6 protein-coding genes are annotated in these 12,710 nt (G+C 47.7%); 3 read left to right on the top strand and 3 right to left on the bottom strand.

What is annotated here, in order from left to right; genetic code table 11:
- Window positions 1–3: 3 nt before the first annotated feature.
- The 3 genes from pbp4b to KJY73_RS14885 all read right to left on the bottom strand — a co-directional run bounded on the left by pbp4b (window position 4) and on the right by KJY73_RS14885 (window position 8,837).
- The gene (gene pbp4b, locus KJY73_RS14895) at window positions 4–2,472 is read right to left on the bottom strand and encodes a penicillin binding protein PBP4B (RefSeq protein ID WP_232848614.1); all 2,469 of its coding nucleotides are present in this window, start codon (window positions 2,470–2,472) and stop codon (window positions 4–6) included.
- 141 nt (window positions 2,473–2,613) lie between these two features.
- Window positions 2,614–5,604, bottom strand: a complete 2,991-nt coding sequence (locus tag KJY73_RS14890; RefSeq protein WP_214344491.1) for a carboxypeptidase regulatory-like domain-containing protein — start codon at window positions 5,602–5,604, stop codon at window positions 2,614–2,616.
- A gap of 218 nt (window positions 5,605–5,822) precedes the next feature.
- Window positions 5,823–8,837 (bottom strand): TonB-dependent receptor, encoded by a 3,015-nt coding sequence (locus tag KJY73_RS14885; RefSeq protein ID WP_214344490.1) that lies wholly within the window; start codon window positions 8,835–8,837, stop codon window positions 5,823–5,825.
- Between the two features lie 190 nt (window positions 8,838–9,027).
- Between KJY73_RS14885 and KJY73_RS14880 the strand changes: the two genes are divergently transcribed.
- From KJY73_RS14880 to KJY73_RS14870, 3 genes are read left to right on the top strand one after another with little or no spacing between them, the layout of a single operon-like run.
- Window positions 9,028–10,191, top strand: coding sequence for a DUF819 family protein (locus tag KJY73_RS14880; protein ID WP_214344489.1), 1,164 nt, complete (start codon window positions 9,028–9,030; stop codon window positions 10,189–10,191).
- A gap of 19 nt (window positions 10,192–10,210) precedes the next feature.
- Entirely contained in the window at window positions 10,211–11,587 is a 1,377-nt protein-coding gene (locus KJY73_RS14875; RefSeq protein WP_214344488.1) for an NlpC/P60 family protein, read from the top strand.
- Between the two features lie 9 nt (window positions 11,588–11,596).
- Complete coding sequence (locus KJY73_RS14870; protein WP_214344487.1) at window positions 11,597–12,691, top strand: dipeptide epimerase; 1,095 nt, start codon at window positions 11,597–11,599, stop codon at window positions 12,689–12,691.
- Window positions 12,692–12,710: the final 19 nt, after the last annotated feature.

Raw genomic sequence — 12,710 nt, 5'->3', positions numbered from 1 at the left:
GAATTAGGGCTTACCCAAGATGGCTTCATAAACCAGTGAGATCACACTGCCATAGCGTCCTGTTTCAAACTCATCGCCACTAAAACCATAGCCGTTTTCTAAGTCAACAATCGGGCTATGCTTTCTATTGGTCAGTAGAATAATGGCAAGGTCGTAGGCAGGATCGACTACAGTCACTGTGCCAGTCCAACCTGTGTGACCGATGGCAAGCGGGCTGGCATAAGGACCAAAATGCCATGCCCTTTCCCCATTACCAGCGCGGCGCCAGCCCAAGCCCTGGGTGATATCAGCGTCGGAGGCTTTAGCAAACTGATCAAGTACATTGGCACTGAATACCTGCTGTTGCCCGTAACCACCACGATTCAACAGAATTTGGGTGAGGACCGCCATATCTGACGCAGTCGAAAACATACCAGCATGGCCGGAAACGCCGCCCATTGCGTAAAAGGCTTTCTCATCATGCACTTCACCCTGCAAGGTATAAGTACGGATATTGTCAAAACTCAGGCGACCGTCACGGCTGTTCCCCTGCAGCTCGGTGGCGGCAAACTGGCCTTTGCTAAATCCTTTATGCAAGGGATTAAACACCGTATGGGTTAATCCAAGCGGCTGGAAAATCTGCGTTTCCACGTAAGCATCAAGGGGCATACCGGAGATACGCTCAATTAAAAGCCCGAGCAGCATATAGTCGGTATCGCTGTATAAGGTACGAACATGTCGGCCGGTTTCAAAAGGCACCTGAGATATCAGCAACTGCTCGGTACGCGCCTTATTCTGGGAGAAAAATCGCTCGCCTAAGGCATTATTGCGATCAAAGAAGCGCACTTCGCTGGCGTATCCCGCTGTATGCTCAAGTAGATCTTTTACCGTTCTGACATTGCGACCACCGCCTTTATAATCAGGAATGTAATCCGCAATAGGGCTATTGATATCCAGTTTCCCTTGGCTCACCAGTTTCATCAACGCATAGTTGGTCGCATACATTTTTGTGTTTGAAGCCATATCAAACAGGGTGTCTGTGCGCATTGTCTGTGGGGCTGCCAATAGCTGCCCACTTTCATCATAACGCCGTGAGTAACCATAAGCCGACTGTTTGATCACTTTGCCGTCCTTCACCACCATCAGCACGGCACCAGGGAAGCCTTTGGCGATATCATCCTGAATCAGAGTATCAACGGCTTTAAAGTTGTAAGCCTTGTTATCTGCTGGCTGTAATTGTGGATAAGGAATAGTGACGCGAATACTCGCCCCTTGCGGCTGCACATTGGCAATTTTCAGTGTGTTAGTGCCATTATGAGTGCGTTTTGACAGGGAATAGCGATATTGCTGATTAGCCTCAAATGGCTGCTGAATATTCAGTTTTTGATCATTGATATAGATATCCGCACTTTGCGCATCCTGACTGTCGATAATGATTTCGCCCTGACCTGCATAGGCTTTAAACACACGACGATCATTGATAAATACTCTGGTGCTGGGCTCTGGCTGGGGGAAATCTTCGTCTATCTGCCCACGTAATACCTGGGTTATCAAAACTGGCTCAGCCACTTGTTCTTTGGCATAGCGGCTCATCAAGCCTTCCAGTTTCTTAGGGAAATACTTATCCAGCAAAGCGAATAAAACTGCGGCCGTTTTATCCGATGCTTCACCACTTACATGCCAGGGCAAGAAGTGCATTTGAAAGGCTGATAATGTGTCTAAGGTTTGACCATCCATTTCGCCTGTTTCCAGAATGCCATAACCATAGGCACGCAGCGCTGATTGCAACAAACTGAGGCTGGGTGGGGTATGACTAAACTGCTGCCAGTACTTATTTACCGTGTCATTGTCATACCAAGCGCCAATACCTTCTTTATATAACTGATACCAGGGAAAGCGCGGGCCGGGGTCATTCTTGCGACTGGGAGTAATATCTGAATGACCTATTACCTGGGTTGGACCGATATCAGGGTTACGCTCCAATATCTGCTTAGACAACTTGACTAAAAGTTCAATCTGTTTGGGATCATAGTCTGGGAAAATACACAGGCGCCCGTCACCATGTTCACTGCTTTGCTCGGGGTCCATAAAATGATGGCCCATAGGGCGCTCACAACGGGGAACGTTAACAATTTCAATGCCGATGGACTGGTCATTAAGGTCTTCCCGCCCCTGCCAATAGCTTCTGCCGGCATGCCAGGCTCTATCGTGTTCATCGACAAGTTGGTATACCTGCAAATCATCGCCGCCTGGATAGCTTGGATCAAATCGTTCAGGAATGAGGTAATGAGAGCTCACATGTTTACCCGTTACCAGCGCATTCACCGATTTTTGATAATCAATGGCGGTAAAATGCATGACCAGGAACTGTACTCTGTGGTTATAGCTTTGTGATGGCATTTGCTGCACTGAAAAGCTACTGCATCCTACCAAACCTACCATGGTGGCAAACCCAACCAAGGTACGGTGAATAATTCCCTTCTGAAACGGCATAGTGATCTCTTATCTTAGTTTACTTGTGTAGTGTACTGCTCTGTCTCGCACCCGCAGAGCTGGCGGGCTACTTAAAAAAAATCCCCGACCAACGGCGAGGATTTTGAGTATGGCCCTGCAAAGCAGGGCCAGTTATTTTGCTTAGAATTCCACCGCCACAGAAACCTGCAACCTACGAGGATTGTAGTATCTACGAGGCTCTCCGAAGTTTTCTGAGAACGCGTATGGATTAAAGCTATAGCCAGTTTGACGGTCGAACACGTTAAACAGGTCAGCTCTGAACTTCAGCACAAAATCATCGGTCAATTGATAATCTTGGGTATAGTTCAAATCCAACTGCCAGTGGCTTGGTCCACGACGACTGCCGGCTGGCTCACCATAACGGTTAGTCGCTGATACAGTGCTGGCATAGCCATACACTGTTGGATCCCACTTCTCCCATGGCTGCCCTGATTGGTACAACAAGTAAGCACCAATATTGGCATTCCAGTCGGTGGTGTAATAACCGAACACTTTCAACAGATGCGGCTTGTCACTGCTGAGGGTTCCGTATTTGTTATCCCAGGAATAACGACCATTACCATCATTGTAGTTTGACGAGCCAACAAAGGTATTAGCGTCGTTGTTTGCTGTGGTGTTGTCCTGGTCAAAGTTACCGTAGTAATGGCTCCATACATAGGACGCATTCAGGTAAGTGTTGTCACCATTCCATTCGGCTTCCAGGCTCAATTCCCAATACTTGGTCTGACCATCATCAACTTCAGCAATAACGTAGGAAGAACCGCCAATCTCTGCCCGGATATCCGCCAGGTTATCTACGTAAAGACCTTTGTCAGCAATGTGTGCAGGAACGGAACCACTGCCATAAGTGCCTGACAGACGCGCGGTATTAGGCACATCTTCCCAGAAATGCGATCCCTCACGATATCTTGCATGGCCACGTAAGAACCATTCATCGGTAAGTTGTTTGGTAGTACCAATAGTGAACTCGTCAACTCGGCGTGGCTTCATATTGTCCTGGAAGGCTTTACCAGACGAGCCTTCCCTTGGGGTTGACTCAATATAGTTACCGTCTTTATCGAACCACACTTCCAATTGAGGACGAGCGTTTCTATCCCAGGATGCGGCCCGGGCTAAAGAGCTGGCCTCAGGATTGTACTGGGCAAAGTTAGCGAATACGGTATTTTCACCATCATAACGCCACTCCACCCCTAAACGCGGTTGAATCAAATCTTTCCAGTCAATTGAGTACATCTTGTATTTATTGCCTGGTGCCACTTCAAAACCGGAAACCGTACCATCTTTAGCACGTAAGCCCTGACCATAGTAAGTATCTTTACTGATCAGCACGCCGATATTGTAGGTAAAGTCGCCATGCTCGATAGTGTCATTGATTTCGAAGCTATAGGTTTCAATGGAAGACACAATGGCTGGCACAGAACTTTCAATATCGCCAAAGGTAGATTGCTGCGTATAAGTACGGAAGTAAATTGGCGTTCCATCTCCTGCGGTTTCCAGTCCACCAATGTAAGAAATAGATCCCCACCCGTTTGAATCACGAATGAGCTGCTCTTCACTTTCCATCCACTTGAAGCCGAAATGCAGGTTGTGCGTTGATTCTCCGAGCATCATTTCATGCTTAAGTGCTGTCTCGAAGGTGTCACGATAGAAGTTAATATTATCGTATTGGAAGAAACCACCGACGCCACCGCCGCCGCGACGAACACCATTTTCCTGATAACCGTATTTATCAATCAAGGCTTGTGCACCGGCGTTATCAAAACCTTCATCAGATTTTAATTCCGGTACGTTCAAATACCCCATTTGATCAAGGTTAGCCAGATCCAGGGAGCCACCAATAGTAGGAACAACGCTCAACTTAGTATCAGGTACCCCTGCGGTTTCCAGCTCGAATTCACTGTACTGAAAACTCAGTGTGGTGTAGTCATCGATAATATATGAACCATCGAAGATCAATACGTTCTGGTCAGCGGTATTACCCGCAGAAGCAGTATCAGCTTCATACTGACCAATAGAAGCGGCCGTTTCTTCCTTTTCAGACGTTCTATAGCTTAAATTGAGCAGCAACTCATAGGTTGGAGCCCAGGTTAACTTACCAAAGTACTCATCCCTGACACTCTTATAAGGCTTAACGTCGCCATAAGCTGTAGTTTTGCTCTGTCCGTCTTCTTCCGGACGATAGTAAGAAGCATAGAAAAACAGTTCATCTTCAATTAGCGGGCCACCAAAGTTAGCGGTTACCCAGCTTTTGTCGATCTCCTGGTCAATACCTTCTTCAGGGCTTGCAGAAAAATTGGCATCTTGAAGTTTATATTCGATCTTGCCTCTAAATTCGTTGGTACCAGACTTTGATTTGGTATTCATGGCAAAACCACCAGAGCGGTTAAAACCGATGGCTTTGGCGCCACCTCGCTCCATAGACACCATTTCGATATCGTGAGTGGATGGCTCGGAAGCCAAGTTACCAAACAACGGCAGCGATACATCTACGCCATCAAAACCGTACTTATTATCCACACCCGAACCACCGGCTGCAGGACCTAAGGTGCTGTTTTCAGAATACTGAACACCGGGAACTAACTTAAACAGATCACGATAACTTTGTCCTACCGGCAAGCCTTCCACAACATCATCACCGATAGAGTTAGTCAAAGAGGAGTTACCTTCACGGACAATGGCGCTACCGATAATTTGGATGACCTCGGTATCATCAGCGCTTGCAGGTGCCAACACGATACTGACGTTCGATACCTGATCCAGTAATACATTCGCCACCGCCTTGCGTTCGGTACCGTCGGCAGCCTTAAAGGTCAGCTCATAGCGTCCTGGAATCAAAAGCGGCAAGTTATAGCTACCATCTTCCGACGTTGTCGCTGTACGAGGTTTTGGCATCACGCTACTGGTTGCGGTTACCGTTACGCCGGCCACCGCAGCTCCTTGCTCACCTACGACTTTTCCTTTAATCCCACCAGCCTGCTGAGCCACAGCCGGAGCGCATACCATTGCACTCGCCAACGCCAGGGCAGACATGGAATAAAGCGGTGTACGTAACGCCCTTCTTGTTGCCAATGCCAGGCGCCTTTTGTTAAAAGCAGATTTGTTGAGTTTCATGTTTAGGTTATCCCAGGTTCAGTTGTACTTTTTATTCAATGCACTTGTTGTCAGCTTATTACTTAGCTGACTTAAACCTAGCACCATTTTAACAAGATTTAAATATTTTATTCCTAAGATCGGACTACTTAGAAATAAGTATTTCGAATAGACAAACCCTTGCCACACACTAATTAAAAAAAGGGCAATAAATGCCCCTTTTTATCTACACACAGCGATTAGAATCGGATTGAAGCGCTCAGCTGCATAGAGCGTTGGCCCTGCAGAGCAGTTGCCACCCCGAAGTCATCGTTGGGAATCCCCACACTATCTACTTCGGTAAGGAACTGATCCGTGCGTGTAACAACCTGAGTATTGAAGACGTTGAAAACATCCAGCGATACCCTGGTATCCATGCCCGCAATTTGTGTCTTGTAAGACAATCTGGCATCCAGGGAGATCAGCCAATCAGTGCGGCCATATGAGCCTCTGGGTATCGCATTATAAACGCGGCTGGCACTGTCATCGCCTTCACAATTATCCACACAAACCCAGTTCATATAGTAATGCTCATCCTCTGTATAAGGATTCCCTACTCCTCTCACATTCAAGGGCCGACCAGAAGACATATTCAGCGACGAGGAAATAGTCCATTGATCTGTCACTGCATAAGCACCACGCAGTTTGAATTGATGGCGTACATCATTGGGCAGGTTACCGTAGCCACCGACCAGATACATTGGATCGTCACCATATTCCAACCAACCCGCCACATTGTTAGTAGTATCGCTGTTTACCCCACCTTCGTAGTTACCCCAGCTATGCGCCCAAGTATAAGAACCATAGAATGACCAAAGGTCATCCCATTGTTTTTCCAATACCAGCTCCATGGCGCCGTATTTTCTAAATGGCACCGGGCTACCTATGTCCTGGTCGGTTTTATTCTGTGGATGGCCAGCCTGAATCTGCTCTTTACCCAGGTCCACTTCCACCGTTTGCATCTGACCATTACATTCCAGTTGCAGGCTGATCACTTTACCTGGGTTACCAATCAACCAGGTGCCGGGTGAATCACAGTCCCCCCAGTTACGATAAACCTTCATATCTTCCACCGCATTTTCAAATTTACGGTAGATCAAACGACCTCCCAGGCGCCAGTCCTGATTAAGCATGGTTTCCATACCCAATATCACTTCATCCTGATAGCTGGCTTCCAAGTCGTTGTCGATGCGATAACTTTGATCCTCTGCGGCTTCCACGGCCCCAAACTGAATGGCTTCGCCAATGATGGGACCAAGATTAGGCGTAAGATTCGTCTGACCGGTTGAAATGACATTCTCAGTAAAACCACCTTTCCATACACCATCAACCAGCAAGCCACCTTCCATATAGTAGTAGTTGGAAACATCAACCGTGCCGCCGCCTTCACGCGCCACCAGTGAATTAGGTAGCGGATAGTAGTAACGTCCGAGATTTGCGAATACCTTGGTTTCACCATCACCACTGACGTCCCAGGCAAAGCCTGCTCGCGGAGAGAACATACCATCGACCTTCATAAAGCCGGTGCCGCCAGCGCCGGTGGTATCAAATTCATCATAACGGGCACCCAGGGTTAGCGTAATGGTATCGGTAACCGACCAGATATCTTCAACGTAAAAGGCTGAGGTTTCGGTTTCAAAATTGCCAAATGTCTTGCGGGTACGCGCCCTAACATAGTAGTCGTATTCATCGCTGAGGGTTTCACCGTTCAGCGACCCACCCGGTACCACATCTCGAATCTCATAGCGGGTAGCTTCAGTTCCTGGATAGGCGCGATCCATCTGGGTAATGCGGGTTTCATAATCCATACCGAAACGCAACAAATGTGCATCGGTAATGTTCCATTCAAAATCCAAACGCATGGATTCACGTTTGTTAATCCGGTCATCCGTCATACCCAGCGATGTACAACTAAGATCAAAAATAGGTCCAAGCTTGGTGTAATCCATGACACGGTTACATTCTAAGGCTGTGGTAGCATTGCTCCGATACTGACGTTCCAGCTCACCGTACATAGCCTTCATCACAAAGTCTTCGCTAAAGTGACCGGTATAGGTAGCAATATAGTTCTTACCACCGCTACTGCTTAATGTGGTCGAATCCAAAACACCGTCTTTAATGATATCCGTTGTACCATCTGACTCATCTGAAAAGGCAATAAACTCAAGCAAGTGATCGTCAGTGATATACCAGTCCAGCTTGCCGCCCCAGAAACCTGAGTCATCCTCATATTTGCTCAAGTGAGTATCGGTGCTGTTCCAGCTATCACTCTGCACCAAACGCGGTTCATATAAGGCAAAGAAAAACAGCTTGTCTTCAATGATCGGGCCGGCAGCGTAAACAGAGGCCGTTAAGCTGTCGTTACTGTCATTCTCTCGGTTAACCACCTTACGCCCTAGCTTGTCATAAGTATTCTTACCATCGCCACGTAAAGCATCCGGTGAATAGTAGACATCGGCACCAAACTCAAATTGGTTGGTACCAGATTTCACCACCGCATTGACCACGCCCCCGGTAGTTCGACCAAACTCAGCGGAATAACCGCCGGTTTTAATCTGAAAATCCTTGTAGAAAGAAAATGGAACACTGGAATAGCTGGTAGGCAGCTCAGGGTCTGTTACGTTTAAACCATTAATAAAGACTGCGTTTTCAGCACCCGATGCCCCGCCAAAAGACAAGCCACCATGGCGACCACCACCAGCCGTGCCCGGGGCAAGCAAAGCGACCGAATTAATGCTTCTGGCTACAGGCAATCGCTCCAGCTCCAGGGCTGAAATATTTAATGCTGATTCGGTGGACGTGGTATCAATCATGGCAATACGGGCACCTGATACCGAGATAACTTCCACATCGCCACTGGTCATCGTCAGTTCAAGCGTCGTGGCATTGCCTATTCCCACCGACACATTGTCCAGTTTCAGTGTTTCGTAACCGTTTTTCTGCACGGTAATCTCGTAACTACCTATTGGCAGACGGGGAAAGCGGAAGCGTCCATCGGACTTAACCGTGACCGAACGTTTAATACCTGTCGCCTTGTCTACAATAGTGACCTGGGCATCTTGCAGATGCTCTGCCATCTCATTACTCACGGTTCCGTGAATGGCACCGTCGTTGTTTGCCGCCATAGCGGTACCGGCGTATTGCATCAGACTAATTCCCAGCATGCCGGATATTGCCAGACTGAGAGCCGTGCGTTTCAGTTTTTTGTTCAACATGTTATCCCCTTGATTTTATTGTTTTTCGTTTGAGCTAGTGATACCAGAGGCAAAACTGCTCTTGGATAAAATATCACCAACATGGCACTTGTAAATAATTTATTATTATTTTTAAGTTGATATGAAATAATATTCCTAGATAATCATCATGTGTATTTATTAAACAAGTGCAGGAGGCCCATTGCAGAGCATGCCGTTTACTCTCATCGAATCCGTCACAGGTTTTATGACCTTGATCCTGGCCAGCGCCGGCTTATTGGCTTTGCTGGAAGAAAAGGTAGGGCGACGCTTCTTCTCCCTCGTACCTGCCGTAGTTGTGCTGTACTTTATGATTCTCTGTGCAGCCACCCTCTCAGTCTGGCAAGCCAGCCCAGCTATAGACCAAGCTTATAAAGCAACCAAGACAAGTCTGTTGCCGGCCATGATTTTCCTGATGATGGTACAAGCGGATCTGCGCATCATTGCCAAACTAGGCCCCCGGCTACTGCTAACCTTTCTCGCAGCCTCAACGTCTATCGTTATGGCCATTATTGTTGTGTACATGCTTACCAAAAACTGGCTACCAGAGCACAGTTGGCAAACATTTGCGGCCTTAGCAGGCAGTTGGTTGGGAGGCACAGGTAACATGGTGGCGGTGCAAGGGATCTTCAGCATCAATGAAGACGCCATGGGCTATGCGCTGCTGGTGGATTCTATCGACTATGCCGTGTGGGTATTTATTCTGCTCGCCCTTACTCCCCATGCCACCAAGTTCAATCGCTGGAGTGGTGCAGACAGCGAACGGCTTTCACAGGTTGCGGCACAGTTGGACGAACAGCGCATTGCCCCCGCCAATGGCGCTTCACTGCTATTCTGGTTAGGCTGTGGCGCCTTGGTATCAACCAGCGCCATCAGTTTAGGCCAGTTGCTACCAACCAACATGTTTTTCAACAGCACGGCTTGGCAGGTGGTTATTGCCACCGGACTTGGCCTAATCGCAGCGCAAACACCACTGAAGCGATTAGGTGGAGACCGCGAATTATCCAAGCTGATGCTATTTATGCTGATTGCCTTGATCGCCTCCAGAGGCAGCATTGCAAACATCGGTCAGGCTCCCTTATTTATTCTTTCAGGCCTACTTATCCTTCTGCTGCATGCCATAGTGATGTTAATACTGGCTAAGCTATTCAAGCTGGATTTGTTTACCTGTGGCGTTGCCTCATTGGCCAATATAGGTGGGGTTGCCTCGGCGCCAATTCTTGCCGCCTCTTACTCACGCAGCCTTATCCCCGTTGGTATACTAATGGCGTTGCTAGGTTATATAGTCGGCACAGCGGGAGGCATTTTGATTGGTAACCTGTTGCCGGCCATCTGACACTGAGAATGGAAAAACTATGATTAAGTTACACTCTTTACTATTGCTTTTTGGCTTTGCTCTTACTAGTTATCAGCCCCAAGCCTTTGCGGATACTGATGTTATTGGTATTCAACCCCAGCACCTGCATGCTGAATACTGGCAACTAAAGCAGGAAGATGCGCAGACTGTGCTGCTCAACGAGTTGCAAATTAATGCACTCAACCAACGCAGTTTTAAGCAGCAAGAAGAATTGCAGAATCTGTCCGAGTTACCCGCTCGCTTAAGTGCTGATGCTCTCAAGGCGGCCATCAACCAAATCAGTACCGTTCCCAGCAGTGACAGATTTTTTGCCGATGGCACTAAACTAAGCAGTGCAGACTATCAGCGTTATCTTGATAACCTCAACGTTGCAGCAATTAAGCCACAGAACGCGATTAGGTTTGCTTTGGTTACCGAGCGCACCAATATGCGCCGCTTTCCCTCTGCCGAGAAAACCTACAACCAAGCGATGGATCTGGATATCGACCGTTTCATTGAAACCGGATTGTTTCCGGGGGATGCGCTGGCCATTTTTCACGAAAGTAAAGATGGCCAGTGGTATCTGGCCAGGGCCTATCATTATCTGGCCTGGTTACCTAAGTCGTCGGTTGCCTTAGGTAGCAAAGAAGAAGTGCTTGGCTACGGACAACAGGCACCATTTGTAGTTGTGACAGGCGCCAAGGTATTTACCAACTACAACCCACAAGCGCCCCAGCTGTCTGAGAAACAATTGGATATGGGTGTGCGGATGCCGCTGCTGGATAACCAGTCGGTCAAACACTATTTATATGGGCAAAATCCTTACGCTAGTTATGTGGTGAAACTTCCCTATCGTGAAGAGAGTGGCCAGTTGTCTTTCAAACCAGCGTTAATCAGCCGCAACCAAGACCTTCATCAAGGTTATCTGCCGTTTAACAAAGCCAATATTATTCAACAGGGCTTTAAGTTTCTGGGCGAGCGTTATGGCTGGGGACATGACTACAACGCCAGGGACTGCACAGGCTTTGTGTCGGAAATTTACCGTACCTTCGGCATTTTGATGCCGCGCAATTCCGGAGAACAAGGGAATGGTGCGTTCGGACAAAATATCCGTTTTGATGCCGACAGCCCGGTTCAGGACAAATTAAATGCCTTAAAAGAGCTGCAAGTGGGCGATCTCATTTATATTCCTGGTCATGTTGTTATGTATCTGGGCGAGGAACAGGGTCAGCCCTATGTGATTCACGATGTGCATGGCATGTCTTATGTGGATGAGCAGGGTAACTACTATCAGGGTGGCTTGAACGGTGTGTCAGTCACGCCGCTACTGCCTTTGCACCTATCTAAGTCCACCAGTTATCTGGATCGGATTTACACCATCAAGTCTGTTCGCTAAGGGTCTTATATGAAAATCACCGATATCAAATTTGCCATGCTCAGGGTACCGCTTAAGACCCCGTTTAAAACCGCATTAAGGACGGTAGAAAAAGTCGAAGATGTCATCGTTATTGTTGAAACAGATACCGGCCATGTGGGCTACGGTGAGGCCCCTGCCACTGCAGTCATAACGGGTGACACTCATGGCTCTATTATTGAAGCCATCAAAACCATGATTAAACCCAAGCTGATTGGTGAAGAGATAGAAGATCTCAATCGAATCACACACTTGATACAGGGTAGTATTGTTAAGAACTACAGTGCTAAGGCTGCCGTAGAAATTGCGGTCTATGACTTATTTGCTCAGCGCTACAATACGCCCTTATACAAAATTCTGGGCGGCGGCGAACCTACCATCAGCACTGACATCACCATCAGTGTCGATTACATCGATAAGATGGTAAAAGACAGTATCGATGCCGTTAACCAAGGCTTTGAGACGTTAAAGATAAAGGTCGGCAAAGACATTGGCGTGGACATAGAGCGAGTCAAAGCGATTTATGCAGCTGTAGAAGGTAAAGCATTGCTTCGTCTTGATGCCAATCAGGGTTGGACAGCCAAAGAGGCCGTATACGCGCTGACTAAACTTGAGGACGCAGGTGTGCGTCTTGAATTGGTCGAGCAACCGGTCAAAGGCTACGACCTGGAAGGTATGAAGTACATTACCGAGCGTGTACATACCCCCGTTATGGCCGATGAAAGTACCTTTGGCCCCAAAGAAGTGATAGATCTCATCAAGATGCGCGCTGCCGATATTATCAATATCAAACTGATGAAGACCGGCGGAATCTCAAATGCGATACGCATAGCAGATATCGCTGAAACCTTTGATGTTCAGTGCATGATAGGTTGTATGTTGGAAACCAGTATCAGTGTCGCGGCAGCAGCACACCTAGCGGTAGCGAAATCTCACGTGATAACCAAAGTGGATCTGGATGGGCCATCACTCTGCGCCTTTGACCCAGTGGTCGGCAATGTGAAATTCAATGGCGCGGAAATAAGTATAGAAAACACCCCTGGATTGGGTATCAAAGAGATCAAGGGCTTGGAAATGCTTCGCTGATTTCGGCAAGAACTAAGGC

The sequence above is a fragment of the Bowmanella yangjiangensis genome (genome assembly GCF_018531185.1).
Taxonomy (GTDB): Bacteria; Pseudomonadota; Gammaproteobacteria; order Enterobacterales; family Alteromonadaceae; genus Bowmanella; species Bowmanella yangjiangensis.
Note: the sequence above shows the minus strand (reverse complement) of the source record. Positions and strands in the feature narration are given on the sequence as shown.